Genomic DNA, 18,028 nt, shown 5'->3' on the forward strand with positions numbered 1-18,028 from the left:
GCGATTGCGAATCACGCGGAGCTGCGCCTAGCGGCGGCATTTCGTTGCAACGCCGCCAGGAATAGCCGATTCTGCCGCTATCAAGGGGCGATTCGTGCTGGCTCAAGCGGCAACATATCTCGACGATCTCAATCCGGAGCAGCGTCGCGCCGTCGAGCACGGCGGTGAAGGCGCATGTCCCGGTCGTCCGCTCCTGATCATCGCCGGCGCGGGCTCCGGCAAGACCAACACCCTGGCCCACCGCGTCGCGCACCTGCTGGTCAACGGCGCCGACCCCCGCCGAATTCTGTTGATGACGTTCTCGCGCCGCGCTGCCGCCGAGATGAGTCGCAGGGTCGAACGTATCGCGCGCAAGGTGCTGGGCGGCAATGCCGAGGCGATCACCGCAAGCTTGACTTGGGCCGGCACGTTCCATGGCATCGGCGCGCGGCTCTTGCGCGAATACACCGAGCGGATCGGATTGGACCCTGCTTTCACGATCCACGATCGTGAGGATTCCGCCGACCTAATGAATCTGGCGCGCCATGAGCGCGGGCTCTCCAACACGCAGCGCCGCTTTCCGACCAAGGGCACGTGCCTTGCGATCTATTCGCGGTGCGTCAATGCCGACATGGCGATCGAGGAGGCCTTGGCCCGGCATTTCCCCTGGTGCGCGGAATGGGCCGGCGAGCTGAAGGAGCTGTTCGCCGCCTATGTCGAGGCGAAGCAGGGACAGAACGTGCTCGACTACGACGATCTGCTGCTCTACTGGGCGCAGATGATGGCTGATAGCGCGATCGCCGAAGAGCTCGGCGGCCGCTTCGACCACGTGCTGGTCGACGAATATCAGGACACCAACCGGCTGCAGTCGCAGATCCTGCTGGCGCTGAAGCCGGACGGCGCAGGCCTCACCGTCGTCGGCGACGATGCACAGTCGATCTATGCCTTCCGCGCCGCGACCGTGCGCAACATCCTGGACTTTCCGGATCAGTTCAGCCCGCGCGCCGAGATCGTCACGCTCGATCGCAACTATCGCTCGACGCAAGCCATCCTCTCGGCAGCCAACGGCGTCATCGGCCTGGCACGCGAACGTTTCACCAAGAACCTGTGGACCGACCGGCCGTCCTCGCGCAAGCCGCTCCTCGTGACGATCCGCGACGAGGCCGATCAGGCCCGCTATGTCGTCGAACAGGTGCTGGCCAGACGCGAGGAAGGGCTCGCCCTGAAGAGCCAAGCGGTGCTGTTCCGCACCTCCTCGCATAGCGGCCCGCTGGAGGTCGAGCTCGTCAGGCGCAACATCCCGTTCGTGAAATTCGGCGGCTTGAAGTTCCTCGACGCCGCCCACGTCAAGGACGTGCTGGCATTCCTGCGCTTCGTCGAAAATCCGCGCGATCGGATCGCCGGCTTTCGCATCCTGCACCTGATCCCTGGCGTCGGGCCAGCATCCGCGCAGCGCGTGCTCGATGGCGTTGCGGAGGCGTCGGATCCGGTCGCGGCGCTTTGCCGGCAGTCGGCACCGGCACGCGCCGGCGATGATTGGATCGCATTCATCCGCACCGCAGAGCAGTTGAGATGTTCCGAGTGGCCGGCCGACATCGAACGCATCAGACTGTGGTACCAACCGCACCTGGAACGCGTGCACGACGATGCCGAGGTGCGGACCGCCGACCTGCTGCAGCTCGAACAGATCGCGAGCGGCTATGCATCACGCGAGCGCTTCCTGACCGAGCTGACGCTCGATCCGCCGGATGCGACCTCCGACCAGGCCGGCGTGCCGCATCTGGATGAGGACTATCTGATCCTGTCCACTATCCACTCGGCCAAGGGCATGGAGTGGAATTCGGTGCACGTGCTGAACGTGGTCGATGGCTGCATGCCATCCGATCTCGGCGCCGGCACCAGCGCCGAGCTGGAAGAAGAGCGCCGGCTGCTGTATGTCGCGATGACGCGGGCCAAGGACGACCTGCATCTGCTGGTACCGCAACGCTTCTTCGTCCACGGACAGCCGGTGCGGGGCGACCGCCATGTCTATGCTTCGCGCAGCCGCTTCATCCCGGAAGGGCTGGTGCCGCTGTTCGAGCGCGCGAGCTGGCCGCGGGTGCAGCCCTCAGCCTATGCCGCAAGCCAAGGCCCGCGCATCGACATCGGGGCTCGCATGCGCGAGCGCTGGCGCTAGACCGAAACGGTGCGTTTCGCGACACGCCCTTTCCGCGAGCCCGCCGAGCACCTAGATGGCCGGCAGCACCGGGAGCGGCTCTCATGCGATGAGCGCAGACCGCGCCGGAATTGGAAAGCACCCGATGACCACACAGGTTGAATTTGGACTGGATACGTTCGGCGACGTGACGCGCGGCAACGACGGAAGTCCGTTGCCGCATGCGCAGGTGATCCGCGACGTCGTCGAGGAAGCCGTGCTCGCCGACCAGCTCGGCATCGACTTCATCGGGCTCGGCGAACATCATCGCGGCGATTTCGCAATCTCCGCACCCGAGGTGGCACTGGCTGCGATCGCCTCACGCACGCACCGCATCCGCCTCGGCTCCTCCGTCACGGTCTTGAGCTCGGACGATCCGATCCGCGTATTCCAGCGTTTTGCCACGCTGGACGCGGTCTCCAACGGCCGCGCCGAAGTCATCCTGGGGCGCGGCTCCTTCACCGAATCCTTCCCGCTGTTCGGCTTCGATCTGAAGGACTACAACGAGCTGTTCGAGGAGAAGCTCGACCTGTTCGCTACGCTGCTTGCCCAGCAGCCTTTCACCTGGGAAGGAAAGCTGCGGCCGCCGCTGCGGAATCAGCTTGTCTATCCGCCGGTCGAACACGGTCGGTTGAAAACCTGGATCGGTGTCGGCGGCAGTCCCGAGTCGGTGGTCCGCGCCGCGCATTATGAGCTGCCGCTGATGCTGGCAATCATCGGCGGCGATCCCAAGCGCTTTGCGCCTTATGTCGAGCTTTATCAGCGCGCGCTGAGAGAATTCGGCCGCGAGGCCAAGCCGATCGGCGTGCATTCGCCCGGCTATGTCGCCGAGACGGATGCGCAGGCGCGGGAGGAGCTGTGGCCCGACTACAAGACCATGCGCGATCGCATCGGCAGGGAGCGCGGCTGGCCGCCGATGGGCCGCGACGAGTTCGTGAACGAAGCCGATCACGGCTCGCTCTATGTCGGATCGCCCGAGACGGTGGCCCGCAAGATCGCCGCCACCGTGAAGGCGCTTGGGCTGTCGCGGTTCCAGCTGAAATATTCGGCCGGACCGCTGCCGCACGATAAACTGATGCGCAGCATCGAGCTCTATGGTCGCAAGGTGGTGCCGCTGGTGAAGGAGCTGCTCGCGGCCGATTGATTCCGCATGGCCTGCGGCCAAATCAATTCGCGCTGGCCGGCGGCAACGCGGGCAAGCTCCGTTGCAGCGCGCGCAAGCACGCGATCCCAGGCGCGCGGCTGCTCCTGACGGAACAGCCGCATGGTCGGATACCACGGGCTGTCCTCTCGCTCGCGCAGCCAGCGCCAATCGAGCGCGTATGGCAGCAGTATCCAGACCGGGCGCCCCATCGCTCCGGCGAGATGCGCGACCGAGGTGTCGACCGAGATCACGAGGTCGAGTGCGGAGATCGCGGCGGCGGTATCGGAGAAATCGCCGAGCGCCGGTGCAAGGTCGACGATCGCATCGCCGAGTTGCGCCAGCACCGGCGCATCGGCCGGTCGCGGCTCCTTCTGCAAGCTGAACAGTTGAATGCCAGGAGTGACCAGGTGCGGCAAGACCGCCTCGACCGCGAGCGAACGCTGACTGTCGCCCTTGTGCCTGGGATTGCCGGCCCAGACCACGCCGACCTTCAACAAAGACGTTTTGCCGAGCTCCGCGCGCCAGGCCGCGACTTTCACCGGATCGGCGTGCAGATAGGGGATGTCGGCCGGAATGGTCTGAAGCGTCGTGCCGAAGATGCGCGGCAGATCCATCAGTGGCAGCTGCAGATCGAAGCGCGGCAGCGGTTCCCCGCGGGCGACGACAGTGACGCCCGGTACCGCGCGGAGGAGTGATGCGATCGCGGGCTGCACCTGCAGCACGATGGAGCCGCCCTTCGCAGCCACCATCGGCAGATAGCGCACGAACTGGAGGGCATCGCCGATGCCGTAATCGGCGAACAGGAGCAGCGTGCGACCGTCGAGCGGATCGCCCTGCCACTCCGGCGCGTCGAAGCTCGGCATGCCCTCGGACAGGCTCTTGCACTTGCGGCCCCATTGATGCTCGGCGAACCCGTTCTTCAGGTCGCCGCACATCAAGAGGAAATGCGCATGATTGTAGCGGGTCAGCGCGTTGTCCGGCGCCAGCGCGACGGCCTGATGCGACACCGCGAGCGCCTCGTCGATGTCGCCGGCGTTGCGCAGCGCAACGGCAAGATTGGCGTAGCCCTTGGCGTAGGAGGAATCCGCGGCAACCGCGCGCCGATGCGCAGCGACCGCTGGGTCGACATTGCCTCGCATTTCGTGGATGATGCCGAGATTGGTATGCGCCGGCGCATGATCGGGCTCGAGCGCCAGGGCGCGTTCGCAGGCCATGACGGCTTCGTCGAGGCGGCCAAGGCCGCAAAGACAGGCGCCGAGATTGCTGAGCACGACGACATCAGTCGGATCAAGGCGCGCCGCTTCAGCGTAGGCTTCGATCGCCTGCTCGGGACGCCCGGCGTCATGGAGAGCATGACCCAGCAGCCTTAACGAAGCGACATCGTCAGGAGCAAGCGCGGTGGCGCGGCGGAACTGACTGATCGCGTCCTCATACCGGCCTTGCTTGAACAGCACCGCTGCGAGAGCGATGCGCAAACGGGCGTCGTTCGGCTCGCGTCCCAGTCCGTCCAGATAGGCCGCAACCGCTTCGCCGAACTTGTCCTGATCGGCGAGAACGCCGCCGAGTGCGACCCAGGCGCCGGGATAGGCAGGATCGCTGCCGAGAACGGCACGGTAGGTCTGCTCGGCGTCGGCGTATTTCTGCTGGCCAGTCAACGCGACCGCGAGATTGAAGCGCAAGCGTGTCATGTCCGGAGCAAGCGTCAAGGCATGGCGATAAGCGGCTTCGGCCTCCGCGAACCGCGACAGCTTGACCAACGCGGTGCCGAGCTTGGCATGGACACCGGCATCCTGCGGCCGCAAGGCAGCGGCGCGCGCGAAGGCGGCGACCGCCCCTTCATGTTCCCCCTTCACCGCCAATGCATCGCCCAGCGTATGAAGCGCCGGCACGTGGTCGGGAGCGAGATCGAACACGCGGCCAAGCAGCGCGGCGCCCTCCGTCATTCGCCCGGCGGCAAAGGCAATGACAGCGGACAGATGCAGCGCCGGCAGATATTCCGGCTGCTCGGTGAGGATGTCCTTGCACAGCACGTCAGCCGGCGCCGGGCGGCCTGCATTGTAGTGCTCCGCCGCCTGCATCAACATCCGATCGACCGCACCCATGAAGCCCCCCGCTCGTCCCGCACTCCGTTGCAAGCTTTAACGGGCCGTCGCGGCATTTCAGGCAAACAGGAATGCCTGTAGCACCAAGCGCGCTGTAGAGACTATGTTAAGCCCCTGTTGAGAGATGATGCTTGCGCGAGGCATGCGGCCACCGGCCCGCACGCACGCCAACGGGGCTGACCATTTTGCCGATGCGGAAGAAGGATACGGCTGACAATCCCGGGGCGACGAGCCGGCGCGGTCGCCCCCGCTCGGCCGAGGCCGCAGCCGCGATCCTCGAGAGCGCCTATGCGCTGATGGCAGATGCCGGTCTTTCCGCGGCGACGATCGATGCAATCGCCCGCCGCTCCAATGTCTCGAAGATGACGATCTACAAATGGTGGCCGTCGCGAGAAGCACTGCTGGTCGATGCGTTCCTCAACCGCGCCGCGCAGACCTTGCCATTGACTGGCCCGGGCGATGCCGGCGCGCGGCTTCGGCGCCATGCGGCAGCCTATGCAGGCGCGCTACGCGGCGAGTTCGGCCGCGTGCAGCTCGCGGTGATATCCGAATGCATCGCCAATACCGGATCGGCGGAACTGTTCTTTGAACGCTACCTGCGGCATCGCCGCGACCCCCTCGTTGCGATCATCGCCGAGGGACAGGCGGACGGCAGCATCACAGCCGAGGCCGAGCCCGCCGATCTTTATGACGCGCTCTATGGCGGGCTGTTCTATCGTTACGTGTTCGGGATCGAACCGCTGTCGCCCGCCGCGGCGCGACGGCTGGTCGACGCCGTGCTCCAGCCGCAGCCGTGAGCCTCAGCGGTCGATCGGAGCGAAGCGCGCGCGAAACCAGCTCCAGGTCTCGCGCGTGACCGCAACATAGCCGCGGCCGCGGTAGACGATTTCGCCATCCACGATCCGGTTCAGCTTCGGCAACGCGTGGAACGGCACCGAGGGATAGGCGTGGTGCTCGACGTGGTAGGGCATGTTCCAGGCAAACCAGTGGACGAACGCCGTCGTGTATGTCGTGCGCGTGTTCTCGAAGGCACTTCGCGTGGTCTCGCAACCCGTGTGCTCGGCATAGAGATAGGGCCGCAGGATCAACTGCCCGAGCAGGACCGGCAGAATCCAGACCCAGAGCAGCGATGCGGTGTGGAGCGCGAGCGACGCGATCAGCAGCAGCGCGTAGCCGGCGACATAGCAACGCGCCTCGCGCACGATCAGGGCGCGCTTGTTCTCAGGCACCCAGGGAACAGTCACGTTCCCAATCAGCGCATGGCGCCACATGAGCCGAACACGGGTTGCGAGCTGCCGCAGGCCCGAATAAGCGATCGCGAGCTGGGTCTCGTTGCTCGGCTTCGGCCCGACGATCAGCTCCGGATCCTTGTCCGGATCCTGGGTGTGGCGATGATGCTCCCAGTGGAAGAGACAATAATATTCATAAGGCAGCGCGATCACGAAGGCCGACACGTAGCCGACGAAGATATTGAGCGCGCGGCTGCGGAACGCTGTCTTATGGGCGGTCTCGTGCACGGCCATGAACAGGAAGGCGACGAAGAAGCCTTGGACGAACATCAGCGGCAGCGCCCAGATAACGCCGAAGCGCGAGGAGGCCAGCCAGATCAGCGCGCCCGTCGCAGCGATCGCAGCATAATGTCCGAACGCACGGAGCGCGCCATGCAGATCGGATCGCGCCGATAGCTCCCGGAGCATTGCCGGCGTCAGCGGCTTCGGCCGATCCGGCCCGTCCATCGCGTGTGCCACACTCATGAGATCCCCGATGCTTCTTTTCAGCTCTGCAAGAGGCGCGAGACCGCCGCGTTGATGAAGGCGCGATCGGCCGGAATCCGGATCGGATTGCCGGCGCGATGGCCGTGGATCGAAGGGATCGGACACAGTTCGGCAGAGCGGGCATTGACCAGCTTGCCCAATTCGGCCTCGTTGTCGCGCCAATCGAAATAGCGGTCGGTCTGGCCCGGCATCAGCAGCATGCGGGCGCGGATCGCACCAAGCGCCCGGTCGAGATCGCCGTCGAAGGCCGCACAGCGGCTGATATCCCCGTTGTGCCAGGTGGCGATCTGCGCCAGCAGATTATTGCCGTCCCGATGCGCGAAGGCGGTGTCCCAACTGGCGGCCAGATAATCCTCCAGTGAGACAAAGCCGGATTCGCGCCAGATCTCCTGACGATAGAATTCGTACGACATCGCCCAGCCGGCATAGACCCGTCCCATGGCGCGCAGGCCCGCGGCCGGCCGCTCGATGAAGCGGCCGTTCTTGAAGGCTGGATCGGCGGTCAGCGCCCCCCTCACACCTTCCAGAAACACCTGATTGTAGGGCGAGCAGCGCGCGCTGCCGCAAACGATCGCGGCACGCTCCACCATGTCGGGATGGCAAGCGGCCCAGTGATAGGCCTGCATGCCGCCCATCGACCAACCGTACACGAGCGCTATCCGCGCGATCCCGAACTGTTCGACCAGCAGGCGGCGCTGCACTGCAACCGCATCGTGATAGGTGATCAAGGGAAACGGCGCGCCTGCGAGCAGGTCTTGCGAATTGGACGGCGAGGACGACAGCCCGTTGCCGAACAGGTTCGGGATGACGACGAAATAACGCTCCGGATCGAGCGCGCCGCCCGCCTCGATCAGCCATTCGGTGTCGTAATGCTGCGCGCCGAACGAGGTGGGATAGACGATGACGTTGTCCTTGGCGGCGTTGAGGGCGCCATAGGTCTTATAGGCCAGGCGCAACGACCGGAACACGGCGCCGGACTGCAGGGTCACGTCGCCGGCCTCGAAGACCTGATAGTCGCTGCCGTCAGCCATGCCTCGACCCCACGATATCGCTTTTGCCGCGCGCACCACTTCAATAAGTGGACTTATCGTACACTATAAGAAGGGACTGTCATGCCCAAATTCGGTTCAGCTCTGGTGAGGCGATAGGCGCCCGGACCGCATCGACGACGGCAGACAGATACTCCTTAAGATTGAAATAGGCATTTCTTCTACCTCAAAGACAAAACGTCTTGGAAGCGTCATCGGGCTGATAAATCGCGCAAGCTAATTCGCAAGCTCTCCACCACACCTTTGAGGGGGCTTAATGATGAAGTTGCACCATCTTGCGTACGCAATCGCCTTTGGTGGCGCGTTGCTGTCCGGACAATCCCACGCCGGCGGCGGATCGTTCAATACGCTGTCGTACAATATCGCGGGCATTCCGTTTGAATATTCCGGAGCCAACGCCACACTGCACACGCCGATCATCAGCTGCTACGTCAAGCCGTTCGCGATCGTCAACGTGCAGGAGGACTTCAACTGGCACGCCGATCTCTACAACGATTGCGACAATCACCTGTACCGGACGCCGACCTCCGGCGGCATCGGCTTCGGCGACGGTCTCAACACGCTGTCCAATTTTCCGTTCGACGACCTCGATCGCGTGACCTGGACCAACCGGGCCGATGCGGACGCGCTGACACCGAAAGGCTTCACCATGGTTCGCGTGCGCCTCGCCGAGGGGACCTATCTCGACGTGTACAATCTGCACGGCCAGTCCGGCACCTCCTCGACGGATCTCGCCGACAGCGTATCGGACGTGAACCAGATGCTCGGCTATATCGAATCCAACTCGGCCGGCAACGCGATCATGGTGCTGGGCGACACCAACACCCGTTACACCCGCGTCGGGCAAAACATGTGGGAATTCCTGCATCACGGCTTCAGCGATGCCTGGATCCAGGACATCCGCAACGGCGGCGTGCCGGCAGTTGGCGGCGGCGATCTGGTGTGCGGCTCTTCCGAGACGGCACGGCCGGACTGCGAGATCACCGACAAGGTGCTGTGGCGCAGCAACGGCTTCTTGAATCTGCAGGCGCCGACCTATGTCGACCATCAGGATGCCGTGGACAGCTCCGGCACGCAGCTCTCGGACCACCATCCGATCGAAGTCGACTGGACCTATACGACGGCGGCCAGTCTCATGCTGAGCGACCAGTTCGGCGGCCCGCATGGCACGAGCTATAACGACAGCTCGGCGCTGCCGCTGACCCCGGTCGTCAAGCAGCTGACGATCCAGACCGGGAACCGGGTCGATCACGTCGAGATCGCGCTCTCGAACGGCTACGTGTTCTCGCATGGCGGCACGGGCGGCACCGCACAGACGCTGACCCTGGGCAGCGGCGAAGTGCTGAGCTCGGTCAATCTCTGCATCGACCAGTATCAGGGTCATACCCGCGTCTTCTCCATCAACTTCGCCACCAGCGCAGGGCGACATCTGTCGGGCGGCACGACGACCTCGAACTGCACCACCTACGCAGCACCCGCCGGCTGGCAGATCACCGGCTTCCACGGGCGTTCAGGCGATGGCGTGGACAAGCTCGGCGTGGTCTATGCGCCGGTCAGCAGCGGCACGGCCCCCACACGCCAAGCACTGCGCCTTGTCAACCGCAGCTCGTCGCTGTGCATGGACGTCAGTGGCGGCACCATCGCCGACGGCACCGCGGTGATCCAATGGTCGTGCAATGGCGGCGTCAACCAGACCTGGAGCTATGACGACCAGACCGGCATGATCCGCAGCATGGCCGACCCGCATTATTGTCTCGACAACAACGGCACCTATGGCGACGGTGCCCAGCTCATCATCTGGACCTGCACCGGCAACAACAACCAACGTTTCAAGTACGACAGTTCCGCCGGCACGATCGCGGTCCGCAGCTATCCCACGGAGGTGATCGGCATGAACGGCACTTCGCTCGGCAACCAGCTCGTGACCGCGACCGCCTCCGGCGCGGCCACCCAAGCCTGGACACTCACGCAGTGATGTGAGCGCAACGACGGCGCCGCAACCGGCCCTCGGCGTGCGGCGCCGTTCGACATCGTGTTAGGGCGTTTTTTTTACAGGGTGTGAGCGCGCGCAGGCCGATCACGAGGGCGAGATCAGCCTCTTACCGAAAGCCGATTGCACCAAAAGCCCATTGCGCCGAAAGCCCAGACCAACGCGGCTGGCTGGAATGAAAGCTGGCGATCCCGGCATGACTCGAACATGCGACCTACGGTTTAGGAAACCGCCGCTCTATCCAGCTGAGCTACGGGACCGGATCCGGCACGACGTGCAGGAGCTTCGCGGGCTTCATAGCAGACCGAAGCCAGGACCGGAAGCCTCCACCTCTCCTCCCTCCGGGCGAGGACAGGGCTGATTCTGTCGGCCTCCTCAATGGCCCGCACGATCCGCGGAGCACCCCGGCAAATCGAACAGTGCCTGCAACCCGCACGCCGACGTCAGCATCTTGTCGCCATCGTGGCCGACGCCCTCGACGTCCCACAAAAGATGGTTCGGCGTGTCATGATCGCGCGCCGCCATTGCCGCAGCATAGGCATGTCCGCGCGCATAGCGGTAGGGCCCTTGCGCTTCCGCCATGCAGCTTCGGTCGAGCGCCGGATGGTTTGGATTGGTGTCGCGGGTCCCGAGCAGATAGATCACCCGACGCGAAACATAACGGCGTTCGAGCTCGGCCGGCGGCGGGTCGGCGAGGTACTGGGGCCGCACCTGCATGCCATATTTCCAATTGTCATAGCCGGAACATGATGCGGCAATCGCGGGCTCTGGCCGTCCGGGAGAGAAATAGGCGTAGGAAGACGGATTGGCGACGACGTAACGCACCGCGACGTGTTCGGCGGTGAGCGGCGCCTCGCCCCGCCCGGCGATCGCGTAACGCTGGACCACCTGGCCGCCGCCGGAATGGCCGGCGAGCACGACATCGGTCAGCTTCGGAAACAGCCGGCGGTCCGCCAGCCGCGCCAGAATGGCGTCGATCGCCTCGAATGAACTGACCGGGCTCGGCCCGGTCGCGGCATCGCCGCTTTCCCATCCCTCGAAGGTCCAGCGCAACGTGTCCGGCGGCAGCTGATGCGCCTCGACATCGACCTCGCTGAGGAATTGCGGGACGATCATGATCGTCGCCTGGCCGGCGGCCCCGGCGGCGGCCTGCGCCGTTCTGGCCGATCGGTAATAGACATCGGCGTTGCGCAGCCTCCCATGCAGGATGACCACTGCACGTGTGATGTCAGGCAGCGGCCGGGACCAGTCCGCAGAGACGTAGAGTGGCAAAATGCCACGATTGCCCACCGCCATCTGCGAATCCGCGATTACCTTCACCGGTCTCCGGTTCGGCGCCACCTCATCCTCGGCAACGGCCTGGCGGCTCAGAATCACAAGAAACAGGAGCAGAGCCCAACCCAACCTGGCCATTTCAGCATTCTCCATCGGCGGACCGCTTGAGATGCCTAAAGCGCCTCGATCGAGTCAACTGGAAGCCGGGCGGACCGCCGGGAACTGACCACTGCGCGGCCAGTTATCGGGCGCCAGCCCGATCACAGCGGCGTTGGACGACCGCGGTTTCACTATCCGAGCCGATGCCGATGGTTTAAGAGGACGGCGCCGGCAGCGGAACCGGGCGCATGCCCCAAACCCCGCCGGTCGTGCCCGCGCCCGGCCCCAATGGACAACCGTCCTGGAGGTCCGGTCCTGCCTGTCACCGGCACGCCGTCTGATCGTTCAGCCGAGGGAAACAGACAAGTCGATGCTCATCCGGTCGGTCATTTTCGGCGCGCTCGCAAGCGTCTTGTTCACTGCAGCCAGCCAGGCGCAGGACACCCGCCATCTCCTGGAATCCAAGGAGTCGCTCTACAACAACATCTATGTGTATGAGCAGCCACCCTATCGCAGCATGACCTTCGGCCATAACCGCCGGATCTACACGGAAAGCGTCTACAACACCCAGGACGAAAAAGATCTGCCGGTCGACTATACGCGCTTCATGACGGCGAGCCTGATGTACGCGAAGGACGTGCATTCGATCCTCGAGATCGGCTTTGGCGGCGGCCGCACCGCCTGGTACCTGCACCGCTTCCTGCCCGACGTGCCGGTGACATCGGTCGAACTCGACCCCACCGTGCTCGAACTCGCCAAGAAGTATTTTGGCATCAAGGAGGAGCCCAATTTCCACGTCGCCAATCGCGACGGCCGGCTGTTCCTGCAGGAATCCAAGGATCGCTACGACGTCATCCTGATCGACGCCTATCGCGGCCCGTTCGTGCCGTTCCATCTGCTGACCAAGGAATTCTATCAGCTCGTCAAGGATCATCTCGCCGACGGCGGCGTGGTCGCGCAGAACATCGAGCCCACGACCATGCTGTTCGATTCAGCGATCAAGACGATCAACACCGTGTTTCCTCAGCTCGACTTCTACCGGGCCGATGGCAACATCGTCACGGTCGCCTATCTGGGCGACGAGCGTAAGGCGGAGGACCTCGCCGCGCTCGCCCAGGAGCGCGACAAGGCCTATGGCCTGCGCTATCGCCTGCAGGACATGCTGGCCGAACGCCGCCGCATCGATGTCAACGGCGGCGATGTGATCGCGGCCGATGCCAAGGTGTTGAGCGACGACTTCGCGCCGGTCGAGAATTTGAAGAGCATCGAGCGTCACAACAGGAAGCTGCCGTGACCGCTGCTCTCTCTCGCACAGGTCTGCTTGCCATCTACATTTGCGCCTTCATCGTCGGCGGCGTGCTGATGGGCTTCGAGATGCTCGGCAGCCGCTATCTGTTTCCCTATTTCGGCGGCGGCATCGGCACCTGGGCGAGCCTGATTTCCACCGTGCTCTGCGCGCTTGCGATCGGATATTTTGCGGGCAGCGCCATTGTCGACCGCCATCCCTCGCCCCGGACGATCGGCATCATGATCCTGGTTGCCGCGGCCTATCTGGCGCTGGTACCGGCCTCGGCCGATCCGGTGATGGCCGATATCCTGGACCGGATCGGCGACGGGCCGACCGCCACGCTGCTCGCCTCCACCGCGCTGCTGCTGCTTCCCTTGACCTTGCTCGGCACCTTCTCGCCGATTGCGGTGAGCCTTCTGACCCGATCGGCCGACGAGGCCGGCCGCGTCGCCGGGCTGGTCTACGGTGTATCCACCATCGGCAATGTCGTCGGGACGCTGTTCACCACATTCACGCTGATCCCTTCGATCGGCTCGCGCGCGATCACTTACCTGTTTGCACTGGCGCTCGCGGTCTGCGCCGGCATTCTCTTCATCCCGTTCGGGAAGAAGGGATCATAGAGTTGGTCTGTTGAGGTCACGGATGTTTGGTCTTTTTCGGCGCCTGGCGGTTGCAGCCGCCGTCCTCTGCGTTGCCCATCCAGCCGGCGCCGTAGAGGCGCAGACCGAGTTGTGGGACGGGCAGCGCGCGCTGACCCATATCGCCGATCTGCTGCGCTTCACGCCACGATCGATGGGAGCGCCAGGCCATCAACAGACCATCGATTACATCAAGGCGGCGATGGCCAAGAGCGCGACCGACGCGGTGCTGACCCAGAACTTCACGGTGAAGGACGACGACGGCAAGCCGCTCCACCTGACCAACATCGTCGCCCGCTTCCAGGTGCAGAATCCGCGACGCATCATCGTCGCCACGCATTACGACAGCATCGTGAAAGCCTATCGGGACGCCAAGACGCCGGACGCACCGATGCCGGGCGCCAACAATTCGGCCTCGGCCGTGGCGCTGCTGCTGGAGACCGCGCGCGTGCTGTCGCTGTCGTCGAAGCCGGACATCGGCATCGACATGATCTTCTTCGATGGCGAGGAAGGACCAAAATCGCTCGGCGCGGGTGACCCGACCTGGCACCCACTGGGCTCCCCCTATTTCGTCGCGCATCTGAAGGACTATTATCCGAACCGCAGGCCGGAGAAGGTCGTCGATTTCGACATGGTCTGCGACAAGGATCTCGCGCTCAAGCCCGATCCCTCCTCGCTCGCATCGGCGCGGCCGGAGGTGCAGAAATTCTGGACCATCGGCCGGACGCTAGCTCCGTCAGCATTTCCGCTCGAACCGACCGCCTATCCGATCAGCGATGATCACACCGCGTTCCAGGAGGCTGGTATCCCGAGCTTCCTGGTGATCGATTTCGATTACGAGCCCTATTTCAACACCACGCAGGACACGATCGAGCAATGCTCGGCGGCGAGCCTGCAGACGGTCGGCCGCACGCTGCTGCAATATCTCTACACCCCGTAGGCTTCTGCGCTGTCGGCGCGCAGCGTATCCGATCTACTTCTATGCCAGCGCCGGCTCCGGCGCTGGCATTCGTCGGGCCGCCTCGGCGGGTTTGCGCGCCAACAGCCCCGACACCAGGGCCTCGGCCGCCTCGGCACCCGAGATGACGACAGCCTCAACGCCCGCACCTGCATTGCCGCCGCCGGCAATGACGAGATTGCGCAGGGGCGATTTCGCGCCTTTCAGCCGCCCCGCACCCGATGCCCCGTAGATCGCGCCCGTGCTGGACCAGTCGTAGCGCGCATAGGTCACGGGGCTGGCATCGGTCCGATAGACGATGTGCTGCGATAGGCCGGGTATAACGGTCTCTGCCGCCGCGATCATCCTGTCCCCGAGCGCCTGCTTGCGCGCCGCATAGTCGCCCGAGCGCCGCCATTCCTTCCAATCGTCCCCGCCCTGATCCGGAAACCAGGTCTCGGCCTCTTGGTTGGACATCAGGCTGATCAAGGTCATCGTCGCGTGCCCTTCTGGCGCCGCAGACGGATCGAGCTTGGACATCACGGCAATCCCGACGTCCATCGGCGAATCGAGATGGGTCGCGGGCGCGATATCCGGCACGAGGTCGAGGCCGAGATGCACGCTGAAGGCGGAATTCGCCGGCTCGGCCGCTGCGATACGCGCGCGAAAATCTCGAGGCAATGCGTCAGGCGGGAGGAGGTCCAGGAAAGCGTGGCGGAGGTCGGCATTCGATACCACGGCGTGCGCGCGAATGATCCTGCCGTCGCCAAGCACCACACCTGTCGCACAGCCCTGCTCGACCACGATGCGACGCACCGGCGACTTCAGATGGACTTCACCTCCGCGCGATTCGATCGCCTCGACCAGCACATCGGCGAAGCGGCCGGAGCCGCCGAGCGGATAAAAGCCACCCTTGAAATAATAGCCGAAGATCGGGACCATCTGCGCGCAGCTCAGCCGCTCGCTCCCGTCGCCGAGATAGCCCGACAACGCGTAGAGATAGCGAACCGCCTGCGGATCCGTCACATGCGCCGCGACCAGTTCGTCGAATGGCCGGTCCATCCAGCGAAAGGCTTGCGGATGCCTCTTGGGAAAGGCGAGCATGTCCTCGAGCCGCTCCGGCATGCCGGGGATACCCGAGCGCTCGTCCCCGGTCGAATACATGTCCTCGAAGATCGCGTGGATGGTATCGAACAGCTGCGTCAGTCCCGCGGCACTATCGGGGAACATCTCGCATAGCAGCCGTACATAGTCGCGCCAGTCCTGCGGCACGTCGATCCGCTGACCGGCCAGGCGATAGGAATGCATGACGCGCTTCCATTGCAGGCGATCGGCAACGCCAAGCCGCCGCAGGACGCTGTCGACAGGGCCGCCCTTCCACACGCCGGAAAAGTCGTGCGGACCGGCATCAAAGCGATACAGCACTGACTTATGATCGTGACGTGCCTTGCGCAGATAGGTGTGGCAGAAACCGCCTGCCACGACGTGATGCTCGAACACGCTGACCTTGAGGCCGGCATCCGCGAGCAGCGCTGCCGCCGTTAGCCCGCCGATGCCGGCACCGACCACGGCGACATCGCAATCATGGTCTGCCACACCGGCAAAGGCTGGCGCCGGCCAACGAAATTCTTCACGCGAGGCGCGGGCGCGCGACAAGAGAGCGCGGATGACAAGCTGCGGTCCGAAGATCGAGAACAGTGCGCCGCCGACCACGATCAATGTCGTGATCCATGGCGCGACAGCGGCAAAGCGGCACCAGGCGAGTCCGGCAAACAGCACGCCCCAGAGCCCGCTTATTATGGCATTGACCAGCTGGAATTCCGGCGTGGAGGCGTTCTCGGAGTAGGCCGCACGCGAGTAGTCGGCAGTCCAGGGGTGGCCGAGCACGAGGGAGCCGAGGCTGATCGCGGCAAGGCCTGCGAAAGACAGCCACAGCGCGTTCGCCGCCATCATATCTGGCGCGACGTCGACACCGATCGCCATCAGCACGAACAGAGCAAGACCGCCGAGCTCCAGTACGATGAGTTCGCCGCGGAACGCACGCCACAGGTTGAATGCCAGCGAGAGCGTCAATCCGACCCAAGCTGCCCAGTCGACATGATGGGCCCCGAGCAGCCCCCAGAACGCGGCGAAGGGAAGCAGCGCGAGCTTGATGGCTAGGAAGGTCTTCATCACAGCCTCCGACCGGCCAGATTGGCAGCAGCGGATCATCTTTCCAATGTCAAGATAATCCTAAAAGGAGGCGCGCCGTCTGTCAATTGGATCTTTACACCGTAAAAATTGGACGCAAGCGCAACCTGCGGATGAAAGCAAAGCGAGCACGTGATGCTCTAAATGACTTTTCCGCCACATCAAGGAGCCAAATTCGGCTCATTGCGCGAAAAAAGCGGGCCCAATGTGTCGTCTTCATCACAACGACAGAATGGGCTGCAAAGAAAGCCACGAAAAGCGCAGCATTGCGGTGACACATCGCCGCAAATTGGCGACAATTCGCCGTCATTTCACGGCGAAAGCGCAAAGGAAAGTCGTTCGTGTTTGCATCTCGCGTACCAGTCCTGCTCGTCCTTACTGCGTGCAGCTTGGCAGCTCTGCGGTGTGAACCTGCACACGCGCAGTGGTGGAGCCGGGCCCCAGCCGATTTTGAAGAGTGCGCGGATCTCGCCGAACAGTCCCCGTCCAAGGAAGAGAAGACGGCAGCGCTCGCCCAATGCAATGCCAAGTTCGCGGGCCGTCGCAAGCCGGGCGGCGGCTACACTTATTACGACTTCATGCAGAACCGCATCTTCGATATTGCAGGTCCCAATCCAACGCCAGAAGAGCAGAAATATATCGACCAGCAATATTCGCTCTATCTGGAGAAACGCGGTCGCGACAACGTCGCGACCGCCTTCATGACGCGGCCGCAGCCGCAGAACCTGCAGCAGGCCTCGCTACGCGATGTTCCGGTGCGGGCTGCGATCGAACCCGAGCGCGTGCCGCTTCCGATCCAGCGACCGAGTAGGCCGCCGAGCGCCGACGCCCGCGCGCGGGTCAAGGTCGTGCCCTGCGTCAAGGAGCCTGGAAAGGATTCACTCTCCTGCAGCTTTCAAATGCTGTCGGAGAAGCTGAGCGACCTGAAGCGGTTCCTCACGGGCCAAACCCCGCCCCCCGCCCCTGCATCCAAGGCGAAGAAGGGCTGAGCCGAACTGCCGCGCAGCTTTCGGCCGGCCGCTTTCAGTGCGCGGCGCGATCGTGATGATGATGGCGATGCCGGCGCATGTGGTCGCGGTGCGGATATGGCACCGAGGTCATTTCCGCCGGCGCTCCTGCGCGCTGCGCCGCTCTCTGCTCCTGCAGCCGCGCGTCATAGCCAGGTGACGGCACCACCGTCGGCGGGGCCGCATCGGCGGACGTCGAGCCAAGGGCTGCGATCAGGCCGGCGGCAACGCAGGCAAAGGTCGTGACGAGGCGCATTCTCATCTCCTCCCGCACGCCATCAGGCGCTTCTCCTCGAATTGAGATTCGCATCGGGTCATTTCAAGAGCTGCCGGCGCCATTGCGATCGACAAAGATGCGCAA

14 protein-coding genes and 1 tRNA gene are annotated in these 18,028 nt (G+C 64.1%); 8 read left to right on the forward strand and 7 right to left on the reverse strand.

Annotated features, from left to right (window positions below; translation table 11 throughout):
- Nucleotides 1-94 precede the first annotated feature (94 nt).
- Both QX034_RS10880 and QX034_RS10885 read left to right on the forward strand, forming a co-directional pair.
- A complete protein-coding gene (locus QX034_RS10880; RefSeq protein WP_315763317.1) occupies nucleotides 95-2,155 on the forward strand; it encodes an ATP-dependent helicase in 2,061 nt (686 codons plus the stop codon).
- A gap of 124 nt (nucleotides 2,156-2,279) precedes the next feature.
- Entirely contained in the window at nucleotides 2,280-3,317 is a 1,038-nt protein-coding gene (locus QX034_RS10885) for an LLM class flavin-dependent oxidoreductase (protein ID WP_315702574.1), read from the forward strand.
- Here the strand turns inward: QX034_RS10885 and QX034_RS10890 are convergent.
- A complete protein-coding gene (locus QX034_RS10890) occupies nucleotides 3,266-5,419 on the reverse strand; it encodes a tetratricopeptide repeat protein (protein WP_315702573.1) in 2,154 nt (717 codons plus the stop codon). The genes QX034_RS10885 and QX034_RS10890 overlap by 52 nt on opposite strands.
- Before the next feature lie 191 nt (nucleotides 5,420-5,610).
- On the opposite strand from QX034_RS10890, the gene QX034_RS10895 reads away from it, so the two are divergent.
- Nucleotides 5,611-6,216, forward strand: coding sequence for a TetR/AcrR family transcriptional regulator (locus QX034_RS10895; protein ID WP_315702572.1), 606 nt, complete (start codon nucleotides 5,611-5,613; stop codon nucleotides 6,214-6,216).
- A 3-nt stretch (nucleotides 6,217-6,219) separates the two neighbouring features.
- Here QX034_RS10895 and QX034_RS10900 read toward each other — a convergent pair whose 3' ends face one another.
- Together QX034_RS10900 and QX034_RS10905 are read right to left on the reverse strand one after the other, a co-directional pair.
- Complete coding sequence (locus QX034_RS10900) at nucleotides 6,220-7,173, reverse strand: fatty acid desaturase (protein ID WP_315702571.1); 954 nt, start codon at nucleotides 7,171-7,173, stop codon at nucleotides 6,220-6,222.
- 20 nt (nucleotides 7,174-7,193) lie between these two features.
- Nucleotides 7,194-8,225 carry an alpha/beta fold hydrolase gene (locus QX034_RS10905; protein WP_315702570.1) on the reverse strand — a complete coding sequence of 344 codons (1,032 nt, stop codon included), beginning with the start codon at nucleotides 8,223-8,225 and terminating at the stop codon, nucleotides 7,194-7,196.
- Between the two features lie 277 nt (nucleotides 8,226-8,502).
- Here QX034_RS10905 and QX034_RS10910 point away from each other — a divergent pair, with 277 nt between their 5' ends.
- Nucleotides 8,503-10,218 carry a jacalin-like lectin gene (locus tag QX034_RS10910; RefSeq protein WP_315702569.1) on the forward strand — a complete coding sequence of 572 codons (1,716 nt, stop codon included), beginning with the start codon at nucleotides 8,503-8,505 and terminating at the stop codon, nucleotides 10,216-10,218.
- A gap of 198 nt (nucleotides 10,219-10,416) precedes the next feature.
- On the opposite strand, the gene QX034_RS10915 is transcribed toward QX034_RS10910, so the two are convergent.
- Together QX034_RS10915 and QX034_RS10920 are read right to left on the reverse strand one after the other, a co-directional pair.
- A tRNA-Arg gene (locus tag QX034_RS10915) sits at nucleotides 10,417-10,493 on the reverse strand.
- Between the two features lie 115 nt (nucleotides 10,494-10,608).
- Nucleotides 10,609-11,646 (reverse strand): alpha/beta hydrolase, encoded by a 1,038-nt coding sequence (locus QX034_RS10920; RefSeq protein WP_315702568.1) that lies wholly within the window; start codon nucleotides 11,644-11,646, stop codon nucleotides 10,609-10,611.
- A gap of 331 nt (nucleotides 11,647-11,977) precedes the next feature.
- Between QX034_RS10920 and QX034_RS10925 the strand changes: the two genes are divergently transcribed.
- From QX034_RS10925 to QX034_RS10935, 3 genes are read left to right on the forward strand one after another with little or no spacing between them, the layout of a single operon-like run.
- A complete protein-coding gene (locus tag QX034_RS10925; protein ID WP_315702567.1) occupies nucleotides 11,978-12,901 on the forward strand; it encodes a fused MFS/spermidine synthase in 924 nt (307 codons plus the stop codon).
- Nucleotides 12,898-13,515, forward strand: a complete 618-nt coding sequence (locus tag QX034_RS10930) for a fused MFS/spermidine synthase (RefSeq protein WP_315702566.1) — start codon at nucleotides 12,898-12,900, stop codon at nucleotides 13,513-13,515. The genes QX034_RS10925 and QX034_RS10930 overlap by 4 nt, the downstream gene beginning before the upstream one ends.
- A gap of 22 nt (nucleotides 13,516-13,537) precedes the next feature.
- Nucleotides 13,538-14,473, forward strand: coding sequence for a M28 family peptidase (locus QX034_RS10935; protein ID WP_315744586.1), 936 nt, complete (start codon nucleotides 13,538-13,540; stop codon nucleotides 14,471-14,473).
- Nucleotides 14,474-14,512: 39 nt separating this feature from the next.
- Here QX034_RS10935 and QX034_RS10940 read toward each other — a convergent pair whose 3' ends face one another.
- Nucleotides 14,513-16,642 (reverse strand): NAD(P)/FAD-dependent oxidoreductase, encoded by a 2,130-nt coding sequence (locus tag QX034_RS10940; protein WP_315702564.1) that lies wholly within the window; start codon nucleotides 16,640-16,642, stop codon nucleotides 14,513-14,515.
- Between the two features lie 359 nt (nucleotides 16,643-17,001).
- Between QX034_RS10940 and QX034_RS10945 the strand changes: the two genes are divergently transcribed.
- Nucleotides 17,002-17,649, forward strand: a complete 648-nt coding sequence (locus QX034_RS10945) for a hypothetical protein (protein ID WP_315728151.1) — start codon at nucleotides 17,002-17,004, stop codon at nucleotides 17,647-17,649.
- 34 nt (nucleotides 17,650-17,683) lie between these two features.
- Here QX034_RS10945 and QX034_RS10950 read toward each other — a convergent pair whose 3' ends face one another.
- Nucleotides 17,684-17,923, reverse strand: a complete 240-nt coding sequence (locus tag QX034_RS10950; RefSeq protein ID WP_315702562.1) for a hypothetical protein — start codon at nucleotides 17,921-17,923, stop codon at nucleotides 17,684-17,686.
- Nucleotides 17,924-18,028: the final 105 nt, after the last annotated feature.

The sequence above is a fragment of the Bradyrhizobium sp. SZCCHNR3119 genome (genome assembly GCF_032487775.1).
Classification (GTDB): domain Bacteria; phylum Pseudomonadota; class Alphaproteobacteria; order Rhizobiales; family Xanthobacteraceae; genus Bradyrhizobium.

What these genes read in the sequence shown, in the direction of transcription:
- QX034_RS10885 (WP_315702574.1), top strand. Translation starts at nt 2,280, where the DNA reads ATGACCACACAGGTTGAATTTGGACTGGATACGTTCGGCGACGTGACG.
- QX034_RS10890 (WP_315702573.1), bottom strand. Translation starts at nt 5,419, where the DNA reads ATGGGTGCGGTCGATCGGATGTTGATGCAGGCGGCGGAGCACTACAAT.
- QX034_RS10895 (WP_315702572.1), top strand. Translation starts at nt 5,611, where the DNA reads ATGCGGAAGAAGGATACGGCTGACAATCCCGGGGCGACGAGCCGGCGC.
- QX034_RS10900 (WP_315702571.1), bottom strand. Translation starts at nt 7,173, where the DNA reads ATGAGTGTGGCACACGCGATGGACGGGCCGGATCGGCCGAAGCCGCTG.
- QX034_RS10905 (WP_315702570.1), bottom strand. Translation starts at nt 8,225, where the DNA reads ATGGCTGACGGCAGCGACTATCAGGTCTTCGAGGCCGGCGACGTGACC.
- QX034_RS10910 (WP_315702569.1), top strand. Translation starts at nt 8,503, where the DNA reads ATGAAGTTGCACCATCTTGCGTACGCAATCGCCTTTGGTGGCGCGTTG.
- QX034_RS10920 (WP_315702568.1), bottom strand. Translation starts at nt 11,646, where the DNA reads ATGGCCAGGTTGGGTTGGGCTCTGCTCCTGTTTCTTGTGATTCTGAGC.
- QX034_RS10925 (WP_315702567.1), top strand. Translation starts at nt 11,978, where the DNA reads ATGCTCATCCGGTCGGTCATTTTCGGCGCGCTCGCAAGCGTCTTGTTC.
- QX034_RS10935 (WP_315744586.1), top strand. Translation starts at nt 13,538, where the DNA reads ATGTTTGGTCTTTTTCGGCGCCTGGCGGTTGCAGCCGCCGTCCTCTGC.
- QX034_RS10940 (WP_315702564.1), bottom strand. Translation starts at nt 16,642, where the DNA reads ATGAAGACCTTCCTAGCCATCAAGCTCGCGCTGCTTCCCTTCGCCGCG.
- QX034_RS10950 (WP_315702562.1), bottom strand. Translation starts at nt 17,923, where the DNA reads ATGCGCCTCGTCACGACCTTTGCCTGCGTTGCCGCCGGCCTGATCGCA.